Here is a 25400-nt window from a genome sequence, read left to right as displayed (position 1 = left end):
CATACCGCCTTTGACGGACAGCGGCCCATGGACGTCTACCGGGAAGGAACGGCCTCCCAGAAGGCGGCATGACAATCAACCGGACTTTAGCTTAGAAACGCCGCCAACCTGTCCAACCTACCGGGACCACCTCATTCTTCGTCGTAATAATATGAATTAAGCTCATCAAGCCCTTCTTTGGAGGCAAGGTAGTCAAACTCACCAATTTCGTCGAAGTATTCGAAATAATGTGTAATAACGTCGCAGTACCTCCTGTGCAGGGTGTTTCTGCGAAGGTATTCCCAATACCAAAAAGCGACGTTTTTCAGACGTTTGGCATCGCCTCGGGCGGACTTGAGAGGGCTCTTTGAGTTGTCCTTTGCCATTGGGCATGAATATCAGAACCACCCAGGCCCTTCAATCCAAGGCAACATTTTGCTTGTGCTTCAAACGCAGCAATTGGAAATTATTGACACTTTCTAGGCGACACATGCTCCTATTGTGCTCTGCTCTCGCCAAAGGGAGAAGTGCGAAGATGATGATACCGGACGCGCAGGATACTGCGCAAACGGTCATGACATCTCTCGGATCGTGGACCAGACGAGGAAGGCTGAAAACGGACATTGGCAGGAGGATGCGATTTCCTGCGATTTTCCCCAAGGGGGGATACCCAAACCCCAGGACCAGCCCCTAATCCCAGGAAGGGGATGCCCCGCGCGAATCCGGGGGCCAGGGGGGAGACGGGGACGGGGAGGCAGGGCAGGAAGCCCAAGGTGACGAAGGGGGCAGTGTTGATTCCCGCCCCCCTGGTTCTCTTTCAGGCAGGGGCTACGCCTTTCCTTGGGCTGGCGTCAGGCAAGATGCCCACGGAGTATAGGCGGCGAATCGGTCAATCATCCGACCAGAGCGTTCACAGGTCCTCCGGTAAGCAAAGGGTCAGAACAGGTTCGCCATGATCGCCAGGGCCAACATGGAGAACGCACCGGACCTTTTCGTGCTTCCCTGGCTTCATCAGAAATAGCACTTCGAATTCGACTTGATCCTGCTGGAGCCCCTTTCGTGCTGAAAGAGCCGCAAGGGTCATCAAATCGTGCAGGCGTCCTTCAAGAGACTGCCCCTCCCCTTCCAGTCCAGGTGGAGGGGTGACGTAGCGATTGAACAGGTTGTCACCGATGACAAATGGTAGGTTGAACCCGTATCCTTTCGCCTCGGCGGTGACGTCGATCAGAACCCCGTCCTCAATTGCCTGGGCGCGGGAATAACTGAAGATGATGGGCCAGGATTCGTCAGGCATGGTGGCTCCTTTAATTCGTTGCTTGCCGGGGCTACAGGTACGCCTTCAAGCAAAAGCACTTGATGGACATCATAACCCTGTTGATCGTCCTCACAGAGAAGTCCTCGGCAAGAATACACCGCAAGTCTGGCAAAGCAATGGAGCTGATGCATGGACGGTTTGTCTTTATCGCCATGACGTTTCTGTTGACTGTCGTTGCTGAGAAGTCGTCAGAGAGCATAGCTCTAACGTCGGAAATCTGAATATTGTCAGGGCTCACAGAGTTCATAGGCATCCTTTCCTCCTTTTGTTGAAGATGCTGGGGGGAGAAAGGGAGGGTAGCCTAGGGCAGGCGGGTCGGTCACGGGAGTAGAACGAAAACTGGAAGCGCAGGATCCTGCGCATGAGGTGCAGGAGAAGACGAGCAGGAGGAGGGCCAGGTCTGACCAGGGGAATGAGTCGGATAAATGGCCCAAAGACACCCGCCAGCCCTTGTAAACCTGAAGGTGGCAAGGTATTAGCAACAATAGGGTTCCACGGATTGGCTATCAGCCAAATGTTCGAACACAACGCCTTGGCGAGATTTCTTGCACCACGGGCATAGTTCGTCGTCATGTTTTTGAAGAGGGGGCGTGATGAGTCTGACTGACCACGAGAAAGAGCAGCTGAAAGCCATGATTGATAGGGGCGAAAAGCTCCCCGCGAAATTCAAGTCCCAACTGTTCGAGAACGTTCCCGAGGTGGAGCTTGTCTGGGCTGGCAAGACCAGTGAAGTGACTAATGTAGTCCTCCCCTTTCAGTCCATTGAGCAGATAGACGAGCCACGGAAGGACGCCAACATGGTTGTCGGAAAAGACTCGTTCAGTCTTTTTTCCTGCGACACAAGCAGCGGCAGACAGCAAAGTGGTTGGTCGAACAAGCTCATCTGGGGCGACAACAAACTGGTCCTTTCCTCGCTTAAGAACGGTCCCATGCGCGAAGAGATTGAAAAGGCTGGCGGGTTGAAGCTGGTCTACATCGACCCACCCTTTGATGTTGGTGCTGACTTTTCGTTTAACATTGGTGTTGGGCCAGAAACATTAACAAAGGAGCCCAGCATCATTGAAGAGCTTGCATACCGAGACACCTGGGGGAGGGGTGCTGACTCCTACCTTTCGATGGTATATGAAAGATTATTGCTAATAAAATCTTTGCTTGCCAGCGATGGAAGTATTTTTGTTCATATTGGCCCCAAGGTGTCTCACGTTGTGCGAAGCGTTCTCGATGATGTGTTTGGTTGTTCCAATTTCATAAACCAAATCATTTGGAGAAGGGCATTCGCACACAATGATCCTTCTCGCTGCGGCATGATCCATGACGTGGTCCTGTATTATTCAAATTCAGACAAAAGGACATGGAATAAAGTCCTGCAAAAGCCAAGTGCTGAATATCTTGAACAGTTTTTTGACCAATATGATGATGCCAGAAAAGAGAGATACAATAGAATACCCATGGATGCCCCGAGACATGGAGACGGAGGAAATCTAGTTTATGAATGGAAAGGTGCATGGCCATCGAAAAATAGGACTTGGGCCTACACCATAGACAAAATGGAAGAGTTCGAAAGAAAAGGAAGAATTCATTACCCAAAAAAAGACGGTGGGATGCCAAGGCTAAAATGTTATGAGAGCGAATACGAGGGGACGGTTCTTCAAGACATTTGGACAGACATCAATAAGATTCATAATTAATCTAATGAGCTTGTTGACTACGCAACCCAAAAACCAGAAGCTCTGCTTGATAGAATAATACGTGCAACATCGAACAAGGATGACCTTGTCGCAGACTTTTTCTGTGGCTCAGGTACAACGCTAGCAGTCGCTGAAAAGCTTGGCAGGAAGTGGATTGGCTGTGATCTTGGCAGGTTTGCCATTCATACAACCAGAAAGCGGATGATCGGGGTTCAGCGAGAACTCAAGCAAGCAGGCAAACCTTACCGCAGTTTTGAAATCCTCAACCTCGGCAAATACGAACGTCAATATTTCGTGGGCATCGACCCCACCTTGCCCGAGGAACAACGCAAGGCTCAAACTCTTCAGAGAGAAGAGCACTACCTGACCCTCATCCTTTCCGCCTACAAGGCTGAACGGATATTTCAACTCTCCCCATTCCACGGGAAGAAGGGAAGCACGGTGGTTCTGGTCGGCCCCATTGATGCGCCGGTGACGCTGGCCCAGGTCAATGAAGCCATAGATGCATGTCGCAAGAACAAGATCAGTAAGGCGGACATCCTTGGCTTCGAGTTCGAGATGGGGTTGGTTCCCGCCATTCAGGACGAGGCCAGACAAAAGGGTGTCACCCTCAGTCTGAAGTACATCCCGAAAGACGTTTTTGACCGGCGTGCCATCGAACGCAATCAGGTCAAGTTCTATGATGTGGCGTACGTTGACATTATGCCAAAGGTCCAGGGGAAGACGGTCCAGCTCCACCTCAAGGACTTCGGGGTGTTTTACCGCCAGGATGACCTTGATAGCCTGGGGGAATCCCTCAAGGATGGTGGAAGTAAAGTCACCATTGACGGCGGGCAGGTGGTGAAGATCAGCAAGGACAAGAGCGGCGTCGTATCCCGAGAGATTCTGACCAAGAAATGGACGGATTGGATCGATTATTGGGCGGTGGACTTCGACTACGAGAGCCGCAAGGAAATCATCACGATCCTCGAAGATGGGGAAGAGCGCCAAGTTTGGACGGGCAACTACATCTTCGAGAACGAATGGCAGTCATTCCGAACCAAGAGTGAACGCCGACTCGAACTCATGAGCGGCAAGTACGACTACCCAGAGAAGGGCAAGTACAAGGTGGCGGTGAAAGTGATCGACATCTTCGGAAACGACACGACCAAGGTGGTGGAGGTAAAAATCTAATGGCTCTGCCTTCGACGTTTCCGAGTGATCCTCACGTCATCCTTACCCCCGATATTCGCTGGTATCCAGGTGACGCCATGCTGGACGAGATGGGGTATGAAAAGCTCCTCCCTCCGCTGGTCCATAAAATCCGCAAGGGTGTGATCAAGTGGCGTGAAAGAGGTTACGCCGGAGCTAGCGAAACCACCAAGGCTCTGCTCAAGTACTGGTTCGATGAAGAGCACATGATCCCCAAGTGTGATGGGACTATGTTCAAGTTCCAGTACTACTTCTGCCAGCGTGAGGCGGTTGAGTCCGTCATCTGGCTGTACGAGATCGAACAGGCCCGTGACCCTTACTCTCTGATGAAGTACGACTCGTCCGGGCATATATCCCAGGGGATGTTCGACGAGGACTGGACCCGGTACGTGGTGAAGATGGCCACCGGCGCAGGCAAGACCAAAATCATGAGCCTGCTTGTTGCGTGGTCGTATTTCCACAAACGATATGAGGAAGGTTCGGACCTGAGCACGAACTTCCTGCTCATCGCGCCAAACATCATCGTCCTGGACAGGCTTTATGATGATTTTCAGGGGCTGAAAATTTTCCATCAAGACCCAATCCTGCCCGAGAATGGATATGAAGGGCAGAACTGGAAGGATGACTTCCAAGTAACCTTGCACATCCAGGACGACATCGGCGTCGTGTCGGACACCGGGAACATCTTCCTGACCAATATCCATCGTGTGTTCGAGAACGGAAGCACCCCCTCGTTCGACGACGACAACACCATGGACTATTTCCTCGGCAAACGCCCCACCGGAAAGACCACCGATTCGAAGACGGACCTTGGGAAAATCATCAGAGAGGTGCCGAACCTCGTCGTCATTAATGACGAAGCCCACCATATTCACGACAAGAACCTGGCTTGGTTCAAAAGCATCGAAGACATTTCAAGCCAGTTGCGCCTCAAGGATAGCAAGCTCTCAGCCCAGTTCGATCTTTCAGCCACACCGAAACACACCAACGGCGCAATGTTCGTGCAGACGATCAGCGACTACCCCTTGGTTGAAGCCATCAGGCAGGGGGTCGTGAAGACTCCGGTGCTGCCTGATTCGGCGTCCAGGGCGAAGCTTCAAGAAAGAAAAAGCGATCAGTACTCAGAACAGTACAGGGACTATCTCCACCTTGGCTACCTCGAATGGAAGAACGTCAAGAAGGAGCTTTCCTCGACAGGGAAGAAGCCCATCCTGTTCGTCATGACTGACGACACTCAGACTTGCGACGAGGTGGGACAATACTACGAGAAGAACTATCCCGAGTTGGGCGGGAAGGTCCTGGTCATCCATACGAAAGCCAACGGTGAAATCTCCGAGGCTGCTGGAAAGAAGGCCCAGGACGAACTGGACAAGTTGCGCGAAGCCAGCCGGGTTATCGATGATCCAGCAAGCCCCTACGAAGTGATTGTCTCGGTCATGATGCTCCGGGAAGGCTGGGACGTTCAAAACGTAGTATCCATCGTCGGTTTGCGTCCATACAAGGCGAAGAGCAAAATCCTTCCCGAACAGACCCTTGGCAGAGGGTTGCGGAGGATGTTCAGGGGCGAACCCGTTCAAGAAAAAGTGAGCGTGGTTGGAACCGAAGCGTTCATTCAGTTTGTCGAGTCCATCAAGAGCGAAGGCGTTGAGCTTGAATACGCCGAGATGGGCGAGAAGACCAAGCCTAAGTCGCCGATGGTCATTGAGGTCGACAAAGAGAACCCACAAAAAGACCTTGATGAGATGGATATCAAATTGCCCGTTCTCACTCCCAGGATTTACCGAGAATACAAGAACCTCCATGAGCTGGACGTTTCAAAGGTTAAAACTCCCAAACTCAAGATTCACGAATATACCGAGGAGGAGCAGCGGGAGATTGTTTTCAAGGATATTGATAGCGATAAGATAAGCCATTCAACGGTTCTCGACATGAGCCTGGAACCGAGTCCTCAGGCGGTTATCGGGTACTTCTGCCAGCTCATCATGAGGGACCTCCGCTTGGTTGGCGGGTTCGACATCCTTTTTGGCAAGCTCAAGGAGTACATCACGGGGTATCTCTTCGAAAAGGAAGTCGACCTGTCGGATTTGAATATTCTTCGGAACCTCTCAGACCAAGCGACAACCAAGGCGATCGTGGAGAACTTCAAATCTGCGGTGAATGCCCTCACGGTCCATGACAAGGGGACTACCGAAGTCAGGGATCATATTCAGTTCCGCAAGACACGCCCCTTCCTAGTGAATGACCAAGCCTATGTCGTTCCCAAGAAGTCCATCTTCAACAAGGTGGTGGGTGACAGCCATTTCGAGCTTGAGTTTGCCGCCTTCCTTGACGGGTGCGATGACATCATTTCGTTCATCAAGAACTCCCAGAGCACCTATTTCAAGGTCGAGTACAGAAACGCGGACGGTGGCATCGCCAACTACTACCCAGACTTCATCGTAAAGGAATCGGAATCAGACCTTTGGATCATTGAAACCAAGGGGCAAGCCGATCTTGATGTTCCTTTAAAGTGGAAACGCTTGGTTTATTGGTGTAAGGATGCGTCCAAACAATCAGGTAAAAACATCAGGCCCTTGTACGTGCTGCAAACGGAATGGGATAAGTATCGTCCGAAGAGTTTTAGCCAGCTTTGTTCTACGTTTACTGACAGTAGTCCCGAAGTGAATTGATCATTGAGCGGAGTCTTGGGGGTTGAGATGGCCTGAGCTTAAGGCGGCTAAGCAGAAGAGGTTAGTATGGGATTGTCGGATGAAACTAAAAAGTACTTGAATGTCGCTGCGGATGAAACCCTTGATGCTTTTGATGGTGTTGCCAAGGCAGCCTCAAAAAAAGTTGAAGACAATCGGGGTGTCTCTTGCGGTGTAGTATCTCCCAATACTTGGAACTCAACATCTGCCAATGAAAACTTGTCTAGAATATGTTCATCGCTGCATTCAGACTATCTCAAGCTCAAGTCAGAACCTGCAATTGCTCGTATTGTGGCATTAGATGAGAATGGAAAACACAGGACATATTACATATGCAGGGCAACGCCGGTAACTGGACTGGACGTAATTCTAGCTAGTTACAATTCGCCAGCTGGCAGAATGGCTTCATTAGATGTTGGCGAGGAGTACGAACTTCCAAACGGCACCCTCCTTGAAATTGTCGAAAAAACAAGACTTCGCCCCCGAAAAAGAAATGGGTTTTGGGATTCCGAAGATACTGTACTTGAGACCGATGAATTCGGGCCTCTCACGATCAAATCCCTGAGAGCTTTAGCGTCTAAAGCCAAAGAGCTTGGTGTCGATGTTGCTGAAGAAGGGTTTGATGCTGATCTGCTTGGTCGCTTGTTAGCTGAAGAAAGGGATGAGTCGAATGTTCTTGAAGGACTTCGGAGGAGTGTCATCGAAAAGATGGGGCTGCGCGATCAGCCAATTCTTGACAAGTATCAGGATGAAATCTTTCGGCTTCCCTTAAACAAAAATTTACTTCTTCTGGGACCTCCCGGCACAGGGAAAACAACAACTCTCATCCGTCGCTTAGGTCAAAAAAGTGATGTTGAGTTTCTTGAAGAAGATGAGAAAAGGCTTGTTCGGGGAAGTGGCCATCCTAGTCGTGATCCCCATGAACAAAGCTGGATCATGTTTACACCAACAGACTTGTTGAAGATATATTTAAAGGAAGCGTTCGCCAGAGAAGGTGTTCCTGCATCTGATAGGCATATTCGTACATGGGCTGAATTCCGTCGAGAAATCGGTAGAAACGTATTCCATATACTTCGTACCACCAATGGTGGCGCATTTGTTCTCAAAGAGAATGACGAGGTTTTAAGAAAAGAAACTATCGAAGATCTCATTGGCTGGTGTGATGATTTTGAATCATGGCAAAAAGCGAACTTTAGAGAAGAGTTGCTATCTGCCGCTGAAAATTTGAGCAAGGAGTCTGAGCAATCGATCTCCAGTATCGGCGCAAGGCTCCTAGAAATAATAAACAAGGTCGAGAAACACGATATTTCGGATATGTTTGTTGCCTTTGTCCAAGTCCTTGATGAGATAAAATCGATAGAATCTGAGTTGAAGGACGAGACAAATAAAAAATTGGATGAAACGATCAATCTTCAGCTTAATAGAGATCATGGTTTACTAGACAGGCTTGCTGAAAAATTAGAAGAAATTCAGCAGGCTGAAGGTTTGTCTGAAGAAAGTGAAGAGGATGATGTCGAGGATGAGGAGTTTGTAACTTCAGGAAGTAAAAGGGCAAATGCCGTTAACGCTTTCAAGCAAGCCCTTCGTGCTCAGGCTAGAGCTTTTGCGACAAAGAGAAGCATAAGTCTGAAAACTCGAAATAGTCAGCTACTTGACTGGATTGGCGAAAGGTCTCTCAGTGAATCCGACCAAGCTACAGTAGGCTCTAAGCTGGTGATCTTGAATCATGTTCGAAAGTTTAAGAACCCTCTGAATAGATATTTAAGAGGGGTACAGAGTAGATACAAGATCTTTAGAAGGCTCCGTCGTAAAGAGGATGTTTGGTATAATCCGGTGGAATTCCATCCTAACGACTTACATCCGCTAGAACTCGATGTTGTCATTTTTTCGATATTAACCGGCGCATCATCAATGCTCAAAAAAGCATTGATATTGCGGGAGATTGATGAACCGCAATGGTCTTCTTTGAGTCGTGTCTATGCCCTTTGCAAAAATCAAATATATGTAGACGAGGCGACTGACTTCTCTCCTGTACAGCTTTCATGCATGTCAAAGCTGACCCATCCGACTTTGCAGTCATTTTTTGCATGTGGTGATTTCAACCAGCGGTTAACCACTTGGGGGAGCAGGAGTATTGATAACTTCAAATGGATTCGCTCAGATATTGAAGTCAAAGAGGTTAATATTGCCTATAGGCAGAGTAGGCAGTTGAATGAACTCGCGGCTTTGATCATTACAACCGTGAACGGTGACAATAATTATGTCTTGCCGAAGCTTCCTGAGCATGTTGATGCTGAAGGTGTAAGGCCAGTTTTACTGGAGAACGCTACAACGTATCGTAAGGTTAGTTCCTGGCTGGCAGGCAGAGTCGGTGAGGTTGAAAGGTTAGTTCAAAAGCTGCCTTCAATCGCTGTATTTGTCGAAAGCGAAGAGAAAGTTGCCAGCCTTGCTGAAGAGTTAAACATAGTTCTCGAAGAGTCGAACATCCAAGCTGTTGCCTGTCCGAATGGCCAGGTAATGGGTAATGATAATGATGTGAGAGTCTTTGATATTCAACACATTAAAGGGCTTGAGTTTGAAGCTGTCTTTTTTGTTGGTGTTGATCTTCTCGCAGAGCTTCATCCTGATCTGTTTGACAAATATCTTTACGTAGGAACGACAAGGGCTGCTACATATCTTGGCATTACATGTGAAAGAGAGCTGCCAGAGTCGATTAGGTCTTTAAGGTCCCAATTCGTTGATAGGTGGGAATTGTAGCCTCGGCAATCGTTATAGTAGTTTTCGGCTTTTACGCTGGACGGCGGGTGGTCATCCTCATGGCCCCCTCTTTGTCGGCGAGTGCCACCTTTTCAAGTTTCACCTGGTCCGAAAAGAGCCGAGCAGGTCAGGAAAATCGAAACACCAGGGCTGAATCGGAGCGATTTAAGTGCTTCTCCTATGAGGAACTTGCCAGCCGCGACAAAGTGAACCTGGATATCTTCTGGATCAAGGACGAGGGGCTTGAGGACTTGGACAATCTACCAGTTCCGTCCGTCATCGCTGCCGAGATTGTGGAGAGCTTGGAAGCTGCGTTGGAACAGTTCAGGTTGGTGGCGGAAGAGCTTGGACGGAACGAAGATTGTCAACAAGCTATGGACTAATTAGGGCATGCCAATCAGCGAATTTGAACATGCTCGCCTGGAGAAACTCCTCCAGACGTTCTGCGATGAGCAAGGACCGCCAGCCCATCTCCGTGATCAGCTCCGCTGGGACTTCCGAGTGGACAAGGAGAAGCAGACTGTCGAACTTTTCGAAATCCGCCCTCATTTCATGCATAAGGGAAAATTGATCGAAGGAATGGTCGCCAAAGCTACATACGTGAAGAATACAAAAACCTGGAAAGTTTACTGGATGCGGGGAAATCTAAAATGGACCCGCTACGAGCCTTGTCCTGAGGTTCAGACTGTTGAGGAGTTCTTGAGGGTGGTCAAAGAGGATGCCTGGAACTGTTTCTTTGGCTAGTTAACCACGTAAGCCACGCGCAGGATCCTGCGCTTGCGGTTCAGCTCAATCAGCGGCTCGTACTCAGGCTGTTCGAGCTTGTCAGGTGGTTGAAGCTTGTTCTGCAGCTGCAACATTACGCGACAACCAAGGATACCTCGGCAACCTGACTCAACTGCAATTAATACTGGAATTGCTATGCATTGTATTCAGCTTCCACAAGTAGTCGACTTTAAAGAAGCCCTTGACTTTTCATTGGTGTTTTGTTCCACGCCATCAGCTCAAGACTATGTTTTTGACTTAAGCTTAGTCAAGCAAATGCGTCCGTTTGGAATGCTACTGACAGCGGCCCTTATAAGATCATTTATAGCCTCAAAACAGCAAGAAACCGAGTCGCCAGTTCGGTTTCACGTTGCGAATTTCGATCAGTCCAAGCCCGCACATGGCTATGCGGCGCATGTTGGTTTTTTTCGTTCTTGGGGAGCTCCATATGGCTCGACTCCAAAAACAGAAGGTGGAAACTCTAGCTACAAACCCATACGAGAGCTTTCTGTAACTAATATTATTTCAATATCTCGTGAATTAAAGGCTCATCCAGGAGAAATTGTTGAGGCAGCATCGAAGGAATTTGCATGTTTTCTAGGCGTAGGAAGCAATCCTGACATAGTTGACACACTCACATATGCGATTCGAGAAATCATTCGAAATGTTTTTGAACATAGTAAAGCAGAAAGCGTATGGCTTGCAGGTCAGTACTGGCCAACTTATCAAAGGATTGAGATCGCAATCCTTGACCAAGGAGTTGGCATCACAAAAACATTGAAAAACAATCCAAAAATAGTAATAATTGATGATGAAAACGCTCTCAATCTTGCAATTCGCCCCGGAGTATCAGGCAAGCTCATCGGCGACAAACAAAGAAGACACGACAAAGACGATCCCTGGGCAAATTCAGGGTATGGACTATATGTGACAAGCCGACTGTGTCAAAACGGTGGAAAGTATATTATTGCAAGCGGCGGAAAAGCTTTAATACTCGAAGGGCAAAATGCTTCATTTGCAAAGTGTCAATACAATGGCACTGCCATAATGATGCAGCTTAATCTGGCCAATGTAAACAATCTACAGCAATGCTTGAAAGATATTGTAAAAGAAGGAAGACAAATTGCACGCGGCAATGATTTCAAGGGCAACCTCACTGCCTCAATGATAACAACGAACCTTTCTGAGTGGATAAAGCCCAGGCCTTAATCCATTCGCGCAGGATCCTGCGCATGCAGTTCAGCTGGACTGCTTGGCCAAAACCAATTGGTTTGGCTACATCGAGAAATCATAACTATTTGGGATGGATCGTCGGGGGAGATAGGTGTTTATTGTCCATGATTTCAGTAGTTTAGCATTTTCTGAGAATTTTCGTGTTCCGTACTCCCTCACTCCTCCCCTGTGCGAAGTCCACACGCTGTCCACATCCTGGGGCGACCACAGCACCTCTCTTGATCGTAGCGCTCATCCAAAAATCAAAGTATTTGAAGGTGTTTGATAAAGTGTTTAAGTCGGCTCGGCCACTCTCACGCCGCTAACAGGGGTTCAAATCCCCTTGGGGACGCCACAGAAAAACAAGGACTTCGGAATATTCCGAAGTCCTTTTTTCTTTTGGGTGGACTGCCCTGAGGTGTCCTTGAACGACACAATGCGGTTGGTTTTGTTCGGTCTGCCAACTATGAATTGCTTGTCGGCAGTGTCTCGATATGAAAGTTTGTTCCAAACCCCTTGAACGGGGGCACTGCAGTTTTGTCTACTCTTTTCCTTCTTCCCTGGGGGTGGATTGCTTGAAGCCCACCATCATACGCTTCTCTTCGTCGTAAAGCTTCAGACTAAGACAATCCAGGCTGGCCTTCAGAGTTATGGGCTTGGTCTGCTGTAACTGCGGAGTATCTTCGTAGCAACGTTGCAGGTTGTAATTGGGTATTGCCGGGCGCATGTGGTGGACATGGTGGTAGCCGATGTTTCCGGTGATCCATTGCAGCATTCTGGGAAGCTGGTAGTGGGAGGCTCCTTCCATGGCCATCCGCCAAGGATCCCACTCCGCGTTGCGCGCCCAGTAGACCCCCTGGAACTGGTGTTGGACGTAGAACAGCCATATGCCTACCGGGCCAGAGAAGAGCGCTATGGGCATTTGGACCAGGAGATAGGTCTTAAGGCCGATGGTCAGTCCCGCTGCCCCCATGATGCCCAGAATCGCCAGGTTGGTGTAGAGCACGCTCAGTTTGTCCATGCGCTTGCTTCCTTTTCTGGGCCAGCGGTTGCGCAAGAGGAAGTAATAGATGGGTCCGATGCCAAACATGAGCAGGGGATTGCGGTACAATCTGTAGCCGATCCGCTTGAGCGGTGAAGCGGAGGCGTACTCGGCGACGGTCATGAGGGCGATGTCGCCGACCCCACGCCTGTCAAGATCCCCGGCCGAGAGGTGATGCCCTGCGTGGCTGCGTCGCCAGTCATGGAAGGGCGTGAAGGTCAGGATGCCGCACAGGTAGCCCAGGTTTCTGTTCCAACGAGGCGTTGGCAGAAACGATCCATGTGTGCAGTCGTGGAAGAAAATGAAGATGCGTATGTAAAGCGCCGAGGCCGCCACCGCCAATAGCAGGGTCAACCAATAAGGCTGGTTCTGCCTGACCGAGACGATCATCAGGGCAAAGATCAGAACATACGGTACGAGCGTGTTCGCGAGTTGCCAAATGGATTTGCGCAGGTCAGCACGGGCATGCACTGCCGTGGATGCGTACCACTCCGGCTTCTCCCCCTTCGCAACGATGACCACAGGGTTAAACGGCATACCGAAAACCCCCTTCAGTGAAATGCCACGCCATGGTGTCTCGGACTTTCGCGTATTGAATCCGAGCAGGACGGGCCAGCAATCATTGCAAAACACTTATAATATAAACCTCGTCCATGTAAAAAATCAATTCTTGTCGAGCTCCATGGGGAGTAACAGGCAATTCCAGTTGAATTGAATAAAAATTTTAGGTCCTTGTGGTGCAAGTTTGTTTCTGGGATTGTTTTTGCTGAACGTGAGACAATCGTCTTGTTCGTGCAAAATCGCTTCCGATATAAAGCATCTTTTGGAGGGTGTCCTATGGCAAGTGATACAAAGTTCCAATGTTTTCAACACAATTACTCCCATTGTGACGTCAGTCTCGCGGAAATGGCAACGGCGTGCGGGGTGGCTTCCCTGTGTGCCTTGATCGCCATGTTATGGACGGTGTCATTCAGCAGTCCTGCCGCTGCAGCCGGTAAGGAGGCGGGGTTGCTCGCTCTTCTGGCCAGAGTGGAGCAGAGCAATGCCAAGGTCGAGGATTATGCGACTGTATTCAGCAAGCATGAGCGGGTGGACGGAAAATTGTTGCCTGGTTAAACAGAGGGGAGCGTGACGATAGAGCACCGCGTGCAGAGGCCCGGCGCGCTCGGAAGCGGGGTCGATGCACCCCATCGCCCCCCCCCGCGCATCGGCCGGGCTTGCACTTGGCGCAATGAGCGTTCCTGGGCCGCCTTCAGGGTCGCGTTACTTCATCGCACGATTCCCCTCATGTGGGCGTTGCCGGGCCTGGCCAGCAACCGCTCGCAGCGTGAAGCGTTCAGGGCTCACTGGCCCCATTCTTCTCGCGGGACGCGGGTTCGGCTTTGGGCGGGCTGCCCGGCACCCACCAGCGGGCCGCTTCTTTCAGTTGCTCCTCGGTAGGCTCTGCGCGCGTCTTGAACATCGAGAAGAGCATGGATGCGGTGATGATCCCGGACGTGATCAGGAGCGCCGTCTCGGTGGGCACGATCTTCTCGCCGAACCATGCGTTGACGATCATCTTCCCGCCTACGACCACGAGCACAAGCGACAGGCCGTACTTGAGGTAGTGAAAGCGGTGGATGATGCCCACCAGGGCGAAGTATAGCGCCCGGAGGCCGAGGATGGCGAACACGTTCGACGTGTAGACGATGAACGGGTCGGTGGTGATGGCGAAGATTGCCGGTATGGAATCCAGGGCGAAGACCACGTCGGTGAATTCGATGAGCACCAGTACGATGAGGAGGGGCGTGATGTAGGACACGCCGTCGCGCCGGACAATAAAACTGCTGCCTTCGAAACCTTTCGTCACCCTGAAGTGCCGGCGCATGAACCGGTTGATGCGGTTTTCTTCCAGGTTGGGCTCTTGTCCCACCGTGGCCAGCATCTTGATCCCCGTGAACACGAGGAATGCTCCGAAGACGTAAATGACCCAGTGAAAACTCTCGATGATCGCCGCACCCGCCAGGATAAGCAGGGCGCGCATGGCGAGCGCCCCCAGGATGCCCCAGAAGAGTACCTTGTGCTGGCAGTCTCGCGGTACGGAGAAGTGCAGGAAAACAAGGACGAACACGAAGATGTTGTCGACGGAAAGGCTCTTCTCGATGAGGTAGCCGGTTATGTACTCGGTTCCGGCTTGCGGGCCCAGAAAGTGATAGACGCCAGCACCGAAGGCCAGCGCCAGTACGACGTAGCCCAGGCTGAGCATCAGGGCCTCGCGCACGCCGATCTCGCGCCCCTTGCGGTGCAGAACCCCAAGGTCCAGGGCTAGAAGGACCAGGACCAACAGGTTGAAGCCAATCCACATCCATGCGGTTTCCAATTTTTGGTCTCCAGTTATTTTCGGGCAGCTTGTTTGTGCCGTTTCGGCGTTTGCGCCGCCGCCTTGGAATGGCGGGCCGGGATCCAGTCCGGCGGGCATGCCGCACGCCGGGGCGCGCCTGCCTATCGGACGGCGGGCACTTCCTGCCGCATACGGAGTTGCGGAGTGAGCCTGACTAGTACGACAAGGGAAGAAGCGTGTCCAACGACAGCATCAAACATAGCGGCTGTTTGCTGGACGGACCAGCATGCGGACTGGTTGCATGGCCTCCCCCCGGCCGCCCCCGGAGTTCGCGGACGCCGCGCGCTGACTCCCTGGCGGCCGGACAATGGCGATTGTTCACAGCGTTTTGTTTTGCACGACCGTCTCCCCAAGCAACTTCCCGAGCAGTTCGCGTACGAATGACAATACATAATCCATGAGCGCATGGAACAGTACTCGTGCTTCATGCATGTATACGCTGTTTCTGTTTGGAAAGCCCTTCAGATCGTCTCCTTCGCGAAGGTCGACCCCGGCTGACCACACATTGTAGATCATCAGCTTGTCCCCAGACAAGTACAGTATTGTGTGCTTGTCTATGGCGCCCGCATATTTACGGTCGATACAGATGGCTATCTTTTGGGAGCCATCGTTTCCTTGCCCTGCCGGCTGGGTTGTTCCGATACGTTTTTCGCCCGCATAAACTCCAGATGGCACAGCAGTGACCTTGTCTTCAAATACGACGGTGAATCTTTTGCACTCCTCGTTTGGAACTGTCTGGGCGAAAGACGTCGTATTGAACAACGCCATCAGGACCAATGGCGCAACGTACCATAAGATTTTCATCATGTACCCCCATGTGGCGAGAGAGACGTCACATGCGCAACAATGTTAGGCGCTGTTGTACGCAACCCATGGCGCCTCTGGCACGGACCGTAGTGTCCGTTCCACGTTCTTCAACTGGAGACTCTGTTCGCCTTGCCTCGGATGCAAACACAGTCGAAGGCAAGGCGTGCCGGACCGCTCCGCCGGTCCGGCACGCTGTTCGCGAGAGGCCGCCATGCGGCCCCCCGGTCATGGGCAAATCAATCGAAATCAAAGACTTCACCTAACCAGGACTTCTTTTTGTGGTGCTTGTAGTGCTTGTCTCCACGATAGTCCCGATGCCCATCATTCTGATGATGCTCCGGCCTTTGATAGGTCTGAACAGGCTGCTGCTGGCGCGGCTGCGCGTGCCCATGGCCATCCTGGGCAGACCGCTCTATGATCTTGTCCAGCTCGCCTCTGTCCAGCCACACCCCGCGGCATTTTGAACAGTAGTCTATCTCAATGCCCTGCCTCTCCGTCATCATGAGGTCTACGTCGCAGTGCGGACACTTCATTGGATTTCTCCTTTATGATTCATGGCGTTCATTCGTCAGTTGGCCAGTTGTTGGATTCCCTCGAGGGTCCACTGGGGGTTGGACGCTGACTCATCCCTGCGGATGTGCCAGACTTCCCTCACCTGCGTGGACCGGGTATCCGTCTGGTCCTCTCGGAGCAGGGCATCATACAGAACCGATATCACGGTCTGCGATCCCTGCGTGCCTGCCTCGATCACGCGCGCTTCGACCATCAGGATGTCGGTTTTGCCGGGAGCCGGGTCTTCCTTTGCCTGGCGGGATATCTCGGCAAACACCTCGGGGCTGGTGAAGCCACGGATGTCTTCCAGGTCGCGGCGGTCCCAGGACGCCTGGAGCCTGGAATACAGGGCCTTTGCCCCGGCCAGGAATTCCGCCTCGTCGAGGCCGGCGGGCATGACGGGCGGCGCGATATTCGCCGAACCGCCCGTTCCGCCAGGGGTCGAGCGCACGGAGGCCCAGCCGTCGGTGCTCCCGCCAGCGTCGTGGCCGCCCGCCGGAGCGTGGGCGTAGGCAAACCTGTATCCCCCCGCGGGCGCGGCCTGCTCCATCTGGGCCGCCTGACCAGCCTGGGCGGCCCTCCGCGAGCGGATGAACCTGAAGAGCATGAATCCGGCTACGCCGAGCAGGAGGATCTCCAGAATGCCGAAGCCTCCGCCGACACCGCCGAACAGGAGCGATCCGAGCATGCCGCCTATCAGCAGGCCGCCTAGCATGCCGCCGATCCCGCCGAACTTGGACATGAATCCTCCAGGCGCCGCCTGCTGGTTCGGCGTGGTTTGGCGATCCGTGGTCATGTTCTTGTTCGGGGGCGTCGGCTTGTCATAGCTCTTGGAGTAGGAATCCTTGCTGCCGAACGAGCTGCCCCCGCCCATCCGCTTGGCCTCTGCAAGATCGATCGACATGAGGAGAACGGCGAGCGCGACGAGAGGGGCGCACAACCAGCGCATCATGTCCGCAGGAGGACGGGCGGCAAGAACGACGGCTGTCGTGCGTAAGCCGGGAACGCTCGGCTCAGGACGTGTGGGAAAAAAAAGACTTTTTCGCATGGAACCTCCGGGGTGCCAGGTTTGGCTGGAGGTCCCGAAATAAAAAGACCTCCAGCATGATTACTCATGCTGAAGGTCTCGCTCATCGGTTGGGGCCGACGGCAAGGCCAAGCGCCGGGTTATCGACGCCAGTATTGTTGACCTTGCCCGGAAGAGCTACTCCCCTTCAGACAGGTCCATTAGATATGAATACCCCGGCCAATGTCAAGGGGACATCCGACAAGGGCAGCTTGAATCGATGAGGAGCCTGCCGTCCTTGAGCCGCTTGCGATTCCCCCGCACCACAGACGGTATCGTGATTCCGGGCGCTTGGGCACCCCGCGCGCTTGTCCTCTCCGGCCTTTGTGCATCCGCTCCTTCGGTTTTCCGGGATGTGAAACGCCTTGGAACGGCCAGCTATTTGGGAGCATGAATCTGCCGGGCCGTAAGCGTTCGGAGGCCGCAAACCGCCGCGCAACCCGAGGGGCGCCACCCGGATGATGTCGTCGCCCCGTTGGCCTTGCCGGCGGTCCGCACCGCCCTCGGCGGCAGACCCGGCGCGCGCGAGGGGCTTCGTGAGTGAGCGCTCCAATCCGCGGACCTGGCTGCGCAGCGGATAGCCTCAGCCTGAATGGCGGTTACCGGGGGGGGGAGAGGGAATTCCGTTCGCGGATAGGTGTTTATAGTGAAATTTTTCTCTATACCATGAAGAATAGATGAACACAATACATCGGCGCAGATTTAATCTTGTCAGTCGATTCCTATTTTCCTAGGGTGGGGCCGTCAGCATTTCCGAGGCCCGGTTGATTGTCCCGCCCTGTTGGATCGGCGGGGGCCGGGCCTTCAACGACCCCATATCCCGGATGGTGCTTTATGAGCAGACAGGCGCTGTATCTCCTCCTCACTCTGGCCGGCATATCCCTCTCCTGGTCGGGCGCCATGGCCACCCCGGCGCTCGCTGTAGACGACCTTCTCCTCCTGACGGTGCCCGGCATCGCCGCGGCGACGCACCTGACCGGCAGCCACGCCGCGCGTGTGGGCGGGCTGGACCCCAACAACATCACCGCCACCTGCCTGAAGTGTCACCAGACCCAGGCCGCCGCCATGGGGGCCTCGGCGCACTACCGCTGGCGGGGCGACGCGGGCGGAGTCTCAAACCTCACCGGCGACGTGGGCAAGCTGGGGGGCATCAACGATTACTGCATCTACCCGGACTTCAACTGGCTCGCCAAGCTGACCAACGTGGACGGCAAGGCCGTGGACGGCGGCTGCGCCGCCTGCCATGTGGGCAAGGGCAAGAAGCTCGACACCGCCGAGCTGGCCAACCCGACGCTGACCAACATCGACTGCCTGATGTGCCATTCAGTCAAATACAAGCGCACCGTCTCGTTGGAGGGCGGCACCGCGCACTTCGTGCCGGACGTGGCCGCCATGGGCGTGAGCGCCAAGCAGGCCGCGGCCGACATCGGCAAGCCCGGCCGCGACGCCTGCCTGCGCTGCCACGTCAAGTCCGGGGGCGGCAACAACAACAAGCGTGGCGACATCGAGCCCATTCTGACCAACCCGCCCTTCACGCATGACGTGCACATGTCCGCCGACGGGCAGAAGTTCACCTGCGCCACCTGCCACAAGACATCCAGCCACCGCATCGGCGGGCGAGGCACCGACCTGCGTGAAGTGGACAACCCGGCCCAGCCCGTGAGCTGCACCATGGGCGGCTGCCATACCGCCACGCCGCACACGAATACCGCCAATCTCAGCCGGCTCAACAAGCACGCGGAGAAGGTCGCCTGCCAGACCTGCCACATCCCCACGTTCGCGTCGGCGACCCCCACCGACATGTTCCGCGACTACTCGAACACGCCCCAGGTCAACGCGGCCCGGCTCTACGAGCCCTGGATCCAGTTCCAGTCCAACGTGACCCCCACCTACGGCTGGTCCAACGGCACGAGCACCTTCTACAAGTTCGGCGACCCCGTCGCCCCGCAGGCCAACGGGCGCACCCTCATGGCCGGCCCCGTGGGCGGCGTGAACGACAAGCCCTCCAAGCTGATCCCGCTCAAGCGCCACCTGGCCAAGCAGCCCGTCGATCCCGCCACCGGGCGCCTGCTGCCGCTCAAGATGGGCATCCTCTTCCAGACTGCCGACGTGAACCAGGCCATCCTGCAGGGCGTGGCGGCCGTGGGCTGGACGTTGCCCAATGGCTACCAGTTCGCCGACACCGAGCGGCTTCAGGGCATCTACCACGGCGTGCGCCCCCGCACCCAGGCTCTGGCCTGCGCCACGTGCCACGTCGCGCCCGGGCAGCCGAAGCCCGTGGACTTCACCACCCTGGGCTACGCCCTCAAGAACCCCAACCTGAGCACCTGCAGCAGCGGCTGCCACGGGGATAATTCAGGGGAGTGGACCGCGACCGAGCGCTTCACCAAGGTCCACTCCAAGCACGTGACTGACAGGAAGTACGATTGCTCCAAGTGCCACAACTTCACTCGCCTCTAGGCGCGGTGTGACGAGCCTTCAGGGGGGCGGCCGGCTTCAGCCGGCCGCCCCTTTTTCCGGGAAACACTGAGGTCCGGCGGGCGACAGTCGCTAACTCCACCAAACATTTCAATGTGTTAAGCGGACACCCCTCCGGGTGTGTTCTCAATGTTGGAGCTTGACACCATGTTTCTTCGGGTGTCTTACTGGTCCAATCGGATCAGTTTTATAAATGGATTGGGGGTAAGCGTATCGGGTAGAGTCAACCGAGGAGGATCGGCATATGAAAAGGACGTCCTTGTTCCTGGATCTGCTGGCGGTTCTGGCGTTGCTGGCCGTGACGGCCTGCGGTGGAGGCGGAGGGGAGAAGGTCAACGTGGCGGAGGTCACGTCCAAGCCGAAAGCCTATGTCGGTTCCGACCGGTGCAAATCCTGCCACCTCGAACACACCGACTCCTGGAAGATGACCCTGCACAGCCGCATGCTGGGCGACGCCCGCAAGGACAAGGACGTCATCATCACCGAACTCAACCCGGAAGTCATCCGGGCCGACCTCGCCAAACTCCAGGGGCTCAAGCTCAAGCCCGAGGAATTCTACATACCCAAGCCCGACGAGGTGCTCTACACCATCGGCAGCCAGTGGAAGCAGCGTTACATCATCGAGAAAAACGGGATGCTGGTGATCGCGCCCATCCAATACAACTCCGATACCGGGCGCTGGGTCAACTACAACGAGGGCACCTGGGAAAAGACCTCCTGGATCCTGGCCTGCGGCGGCTGCCACGCCACGGGCGTCGACCTCCAGAAGAACACCTTCGAGCCGAGCGTGGGCTGCGAGGCCTGCCACGGCCCCGGCTCCTGGCATGCTGCGCTGCCCAAGGCCCAGGTGTTCGACAAGCGCTCAACCATAGTCAACCCGGCCAAGCTGACCAGCGGCGTGGCCTCCCAGATATGCGGCTCCTGCCATAACCGCGGCAAGGCCACCAAGCACGACAAGGCCGAATGGCCCGTGGGGTATATGCCCGGCAAGGCCCTGGAGGTCTATTTCAAGTCCACCTCCTTCGCGGCGGGTGACTCGGGCAACCTCTACGGCAACGAATTTTCCAAGGCCCACCACCAGCAATACATCGACTGGAAGCAGTCCCAACATTACGCCGAGGGCGTCAACTGCATGTCCTGCCACCTCGTCCACGAACTGGGCATGGGCAAGACTCGCTTCCAGACCAGGGAGGCGGGCTCCAAGCAGTGCCTGACCTGCCACACCCGGACGGCCTCCAACCAGGCCCACGCCATCCACTCCTTCGGCAACTGCGTGGGCTGCCACATGCCCCGCATCGTCAAGAGCGCGGAATCCGGCGACCTGCACAGCCACGTGTTCAAGGTGCTGCTCCCCAAGGAGACCATCAAGGACCCCAAGATGCCCAACTCTTGCGTGACCTGCCACCATCACGCCAAGGACGACCTGCCCACGCTCCAGAAGAAGTACGACGCACTGGCCCAGTTGCCCAAGCCTCAGGGCAAGGCCATCGACAGCGTGGACATGATCAAGGCCGGCAATTGACGCACGCATGACGGACCGCCCGCCTGCCGTTTCCGGGGGCGGGCCTCAAAGAGGGGAGGGCGCCATGAGGTTTAAAGCCACAGCCCTGCTGGTTCTGGTGCTTGCGCTGGGAGCACCGCCGTGGGCATGGAGCCAGGGGGAGTATTCGTCCCGCAGCGTCGGCTACCAGGCCTATGAGGCGAGTTCCGGGCGCTATGACGACAGCGAGGTTCTGCCGAGGCAGAAACAGGGCGGATTGCAGCGTACCGGGCCTGGCACCATCCAGGACTCCGGATCGCAAGGCCGGGCGCGCAACCGGATGTTCCTGGCCGACGCACACGCGGGCATTCCGTTTTATCGCTACAAGAAGTGCGAGGATTGCCACGCCGGAGCCGTGCGGAACACCCACGCGGAGCACGCGGGCGTCAGCTGCCGCCAATGCCACGGGCAGGAGCCCGTGGCCAGCGTGAACCATTTCTTCTCCAGGCTCAACCCCATGCGCAGGCATGCTTACGTCTGCGCCAAATGCCACGAGGGCGCGGGGGCGTCCTTCGCCAGTTTCGTGGTGCACCAGCCCAGACCGCTCTCCGAGGAAGCGGCCAAGGAGTTCAAGGCCCTGTCCGTGGTGTCCTGGGGGATGCACGGTCTTCTGCTTGGCGTGTTCCTGCTGTTTGTTCCGCACACCGTGCTCTGGCTGCTGCGTGAACTCAGGGACAGCCGCCGCAAGGGGGGGCAGCCATGAACATACCACGCTTCACGCTGACGCAGAGGGTCTTTCACGCCATGATGGCCCTTTCCTTCATGGTGCAGTCCGTGACGGGCTTCGCCAGGATGTACGGGGAGGGCGTGTGGGGCGAGCGCCTGGCCGGGCTGTTCGGCGGCCAGGCCGGAGTGTTGGCCGCGCACAAAGCCGGTGGAATATTCATGGTGGCGATCCTGCTGGCCCACGTGGTCCACGTGCTGTTCACGTCGCCCCGCGGGCTCCTGCCGGGGCCGGACTCCATGATGCCCCGCATCCGGGACTTCTCGGACTTTTTCAAGCACGTCGGATGGATGCTCGGCATCAATAAGCACCCGCCCCTGGATCGCTGGGCATATTGGGAGAAGTTCGACTATTGGGCGGTGTTCTGGGGCGTGGCCATCATCGGGGGCAGCGGGCTGTTGCTGGTGGACCCGGTGGTCTCAGCCCGCCATGTTCCCGGCTGGTGGCTGAACATCGCCCTGGTGTTGCACCACGACGAGGCGTTCCTGGCCATGGGCTACATATTCCTGATCCACTTCACGGTAGCGCATCTGCGCCGCTCGCGGTTCCCCATGGACATGGCCATCGTGGACGGCTGCATGCCCCTGGAGGAGGTCCGCCACGAGCGCGGCGACTGGAATGCGCGGCTGGGGGCCTCGCCGGTTGCGGGCGCATGCACGCAGGCCCTGCCCCAGACCGGGCGGCGGGCGGCCCTCGGCGTTGGTTGGGCTGTGGTGCTCTGCGGCTGGGTTCTGGCCCTCTGGGGGCTGGGGGAGGTGTTCCGCCGCGGCCTGTAGCCGACAGGCCCTTCCCGGCGGATCCGCGACGTCATCAAGAAGGCCCCTCGCCCTCGCGGGGGGCTTTCGCTTCGCCGTATGGGTGAAAGCCGCGCCCCGCATTCAGACGAGGCGTCACTTTTCCAGAGCGGCCTCGATCTTGTCAGCCTGGAAGCCCGCAACCACCGTCTCCCCGATGACGATGGTGGGGAAGGAGAGGGAGGGGTTGATCCTGCGCAATTCGGCCATGACCTGATTGCGGTCTTCGGTGTAGAGGCGGTCCACGTAGACGCAATCAAAGGGCAGGTTGCGCGACGTCAGGTATTCTTTGGCCGCGGCGCAGTGGTGGCAGGTGGAGAGGGCATAAACCTTGATCGCTGGGGTCATGGGTTCCTCCTCGCGTGTGCGTGTCCCTGCCTCTAGTAATCCCTTTCTCCGGGCGCAGGTCAAGGCCAGAGAGCTAACGAACAGAAGGTCCGGCAGCACGGCTCCGGTGCGGGCCAAATTGCCTGCCATCCTGGCGTGATGGACGCATAGTGCATGACTTTCATCAGGTGAGGTCTTGTGAAGACGGCTTGCGGGAATTATTGGGTGATAGGAATAATATTTGAAATGGCGCCTGCCCGCCTGGCTGCCTCCCCCAAGGAACCAATGATGCCGATATACGCCCGATTTTTCGCTGCCTTTGCCGCCTTTTCGCTGGCCCTGAGCGCCCTGGCCCACGCCGGCCCGGCCATTCCGTTCCCTGTGGAGGCTGAACAGCCCGACGGCTCCCGATTGACGGTGCGCATCCGGGGCGACGAGTTCCAGAACTGGACGGAGACCAACGACGGCTACACTCTGGTTCGGAACAAGGCCAACGGGTATTTCGAATACGCCCTGCCTTCCGGCCCAAGGAGCGTCTCGCGGCAGGCTACGGGCGAGGCCGTCGTCGAAAGCCGGGAGCTCGCACCATCGGGGCTGATCCCAGGCAGGCACGCGCCGCCCGCCGAAGCCAGGAACCTGCGCCCCGTTCCCGACAAGGCCATGCGGGACGGCTTCGCCCGGGGGCTGCACAGGACGCGCGCCGCCAACATGCAGGGCGCGCAAGCGCAGGCCGGGGCAGCCTCTTCCGCCGCGTCCCAGGCCGACGCGGTGCAGAGCGCCGCCAACCCCTGGACGCCCACCCTGGTGCAGGGCCAGAAGAAGATGCTCGTCATCCTGGTGGCCTTCGCCAACCGCGCCCTCACCACCACCAACCAGGCCTGGTACGGCCGACTGTTCAACACCGCGCCCGGCGTGAAGTCCGTGGCCAACTACTACCTGGACAACTCCCACTCCAAGCTCGTCGTCACGCCCATCAACCACACCCAGAACAGCAACGCCACGCCCGGAGTGGTCAACGTGACCCTGGGCATCAACCATCCCAACTACGGCGGCACCTTCGACTATTCGGTGGAGACGGCCTGGCTGAATCAGGCCCTGGCCGCAGCATCAGCCTATGTGGACTTCGCCAGCCTGGACGCCAACAGCGACGGCTCCATCACGCCGTCCGAAGCAGTCATCTACTTCATCCCCGCAGGCTATGAGGCTTCCGGAACTGCCCTGACACCCAACATCTGGGCCCACGCCTGGGGTGGCCCGGGCGTGCTGGCCGGGGGCAAGACCCTGACCGACTGGGCCATGAACGGGGAGCTCAACGTGTATTCCCGCCAGCACCCCATGGGTGTCATCGCCCACGAGATGGGCCACCAGATGTGCGGCATGCCCGACCTCTACGACGTCAACTACGCCAACTACGGCCTGGGCATGTTCTCCAGCATGTCCTTCGGCTCCTGGGGCGCGGACACAGGGGAAGATTCAGGCACTACGCCGGTGGCCTTCGACGCTTGGTCACGGGCCTATTGCATCTGGGACACGGTGCGCACGCCCGGCCTCAACGGTCAGAGGCGCAGCTTCGGGCCGGCCCTCTCGGACACCACCCTCAAGCTCGCCAACACGGCCCTGAGCGCCACCGAGTACTTCCTGGCCGAGAATCGCTACTGCGATGGATGGGACAAAGGATTCAGGTACTTCCGCCCCAGCTACCAGGGGGGGCTGCTCATCCTGCATGTGGACAACGCCATCGGCAACCCAGGCGTGGGCAACCTCGGCTTGAACGACATCAACGCCTACGTCGCGGGCTCCCACCAGGGCGTCACGGCGGTGCAGGCCTCCAGCGCCTTCAACATCCTTGGCCCCTACGGACAGGGGGGCTCGCCCGGTGATCAGAGCAACCTATTCTACCTGGGCAACGTGACCAACGCCTTCACCCCCACGAGCACGCCCGCCTCCAACCTGTATTCCGGGCAGGCCACGCGGCTGGGCCTGAAGGACATCTCCTTCGCGGGGCCCACGATGACGGCGACGGTGGTTTCGCAGAGGAACCTGTTCCTGCCGTTGACTATCCTGCTCGGGAACTGAGCCCCGCCCTCCGGGCCGCT

At 55.8% G+C, this 25400-nt stretch carries 20 protein-coding genes and 1 pseudogene; 14 read left to right on the top strand and 7 right to left on the bottom strand.

Going from position 1 to position 25400, the window contains the following annotated elements; translation table 11 throughout:
• Positions 1 to 889 precede the first annotated feature (889 nt).
• The gene (locus tag MLE18_RS15975) at positions 890 to 1273 is read right to left on the bottom strand and encodes a DUF6573 family protein (RefSeq protein ID WP_243439798.1); all 384 of its coding nucleotides are present in this window, start codon (positions 1271 to 1273) and stop codon (positions 890 to 892) included.
• A gap of 614 nt (positions 1274 to 1887) precedes the next feature.
• Between MLE18_RS15975 and MLE18_RS15970 the strand changes: the two genes are divergently transcribed.
• From MLE18_RS15970 to MLE18_RS15940, 8 genes and pseudogenes are all read left to right on the top strand, one after another.
• On the top strand, positions 1888 to 2982 hold the full coding sequence (locus MLE18_RS15970) for a DNA methyltransferase (RefSeq protein ID WP_336605591.1): 1095 nt from the start codon (positions 1888 to 1890) through the stop codon (positions 2980 to 2982).
• Positions 2983 to 3012: 30 nt separating this feature from the next.
• Positions 3013 to 3159 (top strand): annotated as a pseudogene (locus MLE18_RS18225) (site-specific DNA-methyltransferase); the annotation flags it as partial.
• A 24-nt stretch (positions 3160 to 3183) separates the two neighbouring features.
• Positions 3184 to 4155 (top strand): hypothetical protein, encoded by a 972-nt coding sequence (locus tag MLE18_RS15965; RefSeq protein ID WP_243439800.1) that lies wholly within the window; start codon positions 3184 to 3186, stop codon positions 4153 to 4155.
• A 77-nt stretch (positions 4156 to 4232) separates the two neighbouring features.
• Positions 4233 to 6842, top strand: coding sequence for a DEAD/DEAH box helicase family protein (locus MLE18_RS15960; protein ID WP_243439797.1), 2610 nt, complete (start codon positions 4233 to 4235; stop codon positions 6840 to 6842).
• Positions 6843 to 6908: 66 nt separating this feature from the next.
• Positions 6909 to 9617, top strand: a complete 2709-nt coding sequence (locus MLE18_RS15955; protein ID WP_243439796.1) for an ATP-binding domain-containing protein — start codon at positions 6909 to 6911, stop codon at positions 9615 to 9617.
• Positions 9618 to 9664: 47 nt separating this feature from the next.
• Positions 9665 to 10000 (top strand): hypothetical protein, encoded by a 336-nt coding sequence (locus MLE18_RS15950; RefSeq protein ID WP_243439795.1) that lies wholly within the window; start codon positions 9665 to 9667, stop codon positions 9998 to 10000.
• A gap of 7 nt (positions 10001 to 10007) precedes the next feature.
• Positions 10008 to 10361: a DUF3024 domain-containing protein gene (locus MLE18_RS15945; RefSeq protein ID WP_243439794.1), complete on the top strand. Its 354-nt coding sequence runs from the start codon at positions 10008 to 10010 to the stop codon at positions 10359 to 10361.
• 177 nt (positions 10362 to 10538) lie between these two features.
• Positions 10539 to 11591 carry a hypothetical protein gene (locus MLE18_RS15940; RefSeq protein WP_243439793.1) on the top strand — a complete coding sequence of 351 codons (1053 nt, stop codon included), beginning with the start codon at positions 10539 to 10541 and terminating at the stop codon, positions 11589 to 11591.
• Between the two features lie 544 nt (positions 11592 to 12135).
• On the opposite strand, the gene MLE18_RS15935 is transcribed toward MLE18_RS15940, so the two are convergent.
• Positions 12136 to 13173 carry a fatty acid desaturase gene (locus tag MLE18_RS15935; protein ID WP_243439792.1) on the bottom strand — a complete coding sequence of 346 codons (1038 nt, stop codon included), beginning with the start codon at positions 13171 to 13173 and terminating at the stop codon, positions 12136 to 12138.
• Between the two features lie 300 nt (positions 13174 to 13473).
• On the opposite strand from MLE18_RS15935, the gene MLE18_RS15930 reads away from it, so the two are divergent.
• Complete coding sequence (locus MLE18_RS15930; RefSeq protein WP_243439791.1) at positions 13474 to 13752, top strand: hypothetical protein; 279 nt, start codon at positions 13474 to 13476, stop codon at positions 13750 to 13752.
• 220 nt (positions 13753 to 13972) lie between these two features.
• Here MLE18_RS15930 and MLE18_RS15925 read toward each other — a convergent pair whose 3' ends face one another.
• From MLE18_RS15925 to MLE18_RS15910, 4 genes are all read right to left on the bottom strand, one after another.
• Positions 13973 to 14995: a TerC family protein gene (locus MLE18_RS15925; protein WP_243439790.1), complete on the bottom strand. Its 1023-nt coding sequence runs from the start codon at positions 14993 to 14995 to the stop codon at positions 13973 to 13975.
• Between the two features lie 339 nt (positions 14996 to 15334).
• On the bottom strand, positions 15335 to 15823 hold the full coding sequence (locus MLE18_RS15920) for a hypothetical protein (RefSeq protein ID WP_243439789.1): 489 nt from the start codon (positions 15821 to 15823) through the stop codon (positions 15335 to 15337).
• A gap of 236 nt (positions 15824 to 16059) precedes the next feature.
• Positions 16060 to 16356 (bottom strand): TFIIB-type zinc ribbon-containing protein, encoded by a 297-nt coding sequence (locus tag MLE18_RS15915; protein WP_243439788.1) that lies wholly within the window; start codon positions 16354 to 16356, stop codon positions 16060 to 16062.
• 35 nt (positions 16357 to 16391) lie between these two features.
• Entirely contained in the window at positions 16392 to 17423 is a 1032-nt protein-coding gene (locus tag MLE18_RS15910; RefSeq protein WP_243439787.1) for a Tim44 domain-containing protein, read from the bottom strand.
• 852 nt (positions 17424 to 18275) lie between these two features.
• Here MLE18_RS15910 and MLE18_RS15905 point away from each other — a divergent pair.
• From MLE18_RS15905 to MLE18_RS15890, 4 genes are all read left to right on the top strand, one after another.
• Positions 18276 to 19901: a hypothetical protein gene (locus MLE18_RS15905; RefSeq protein ID WP_243439786.1), complete on the top strand. Its 1626-nt coding sequence runs from the start codon at positions 18276 to 18278 to the stop codon at positions 19899 to 19901.
• Between the two features lie 262 nt (positions 19902 to 20163).
• Positions 20164 to 21441: an ammonia-forming cytochrome c nitrite reductase subunit c552 gene (locus MLE18_RS15900; RefSeq protein WP_243439785.1), complete on the top strand. Its 1278-nt coding sequence runs from the start codon at positions 20164 to 20166 to the stop codon at positions 21439 to 21441.
• A gap of 64 nt (positions 21442 to 21505) precedes the next feature.
• On the top strand, positions 21506 to 22162 hold the full coding sequence (locus tag MLE18_RS15895) for a cytochrome c3 family protein (protein WP_243439784.1): 657 nt from the start codon (positions 21506 to 21508) through the stop codon (positions 22160 to 22162).
• The gene (locus MLE18_RS15890; protein ID WP_243439783.1) at positions 22159 to 22959 is read left to right on the top strand and encodes a formate dehydrogenase subunit gamma; all 801 of its coding nucleotides are present in this window, start codon (positions 22159 to 22161) and stop codon (positions 22957 to 22959) included. Before MLE18_RS15895 ends, MLE18_RS15890 begins: the two co-directional genes overlap by 4 nt.
• 114 nt (positions 22960 to 23073) lie before the next feature.
• Here the strand turns inward: MLE18_RS15890 and MLE18_RS15885 are convergent, their stop codons facing one another.
• Positions 23074 to 23325 (bottom strand): glutaredoxin family protein, encoded by a 252-nt coding sequence (locus MLE18_RS15885; protein ID WP_243439782.1) that lies wholly within the window; start codon positions 23323 to 23325, stop codon positions 23074 to 23076.
• A 267-nt stretch (positions 23326 to 23592) separates the two neighbouring features.
• Here MLE18_RS15885 and MLE18_RS15880 point away from each other — a divergent pair, with 267 nt between their 5' ends.
• On the top strand, positions 23593 to 25380 hold the full coding sequence (locus MLE18_RS15880) for a M6 family metalloprotease domain-containing protein (protein WP_243439781.1): 1788 nt from the start codon (positions 23593 to 23595) through the stop codon (positions 25378 to 25380).
• The last annotated feature ends 20 nt before the right edge of the window (positions 25381 to 25400 follow it).

Source organism: Fundidesulfovibrio soli (genome assembly GCF_022808695.1).
GTDB classification, from domain to species: Bacteria; Desulfobacterota; Desulfovibrionia; order Desulfovibrionales; family Desulfovibrionaceae; genus Fundidesulfovibrio; species Fundidesulfovibrio soli.
The sequence above is the reverse complement of the archived record's forward strand: the minus strand, read 5'-3'. Positions and strand labels throughout refer to the sequence as shown.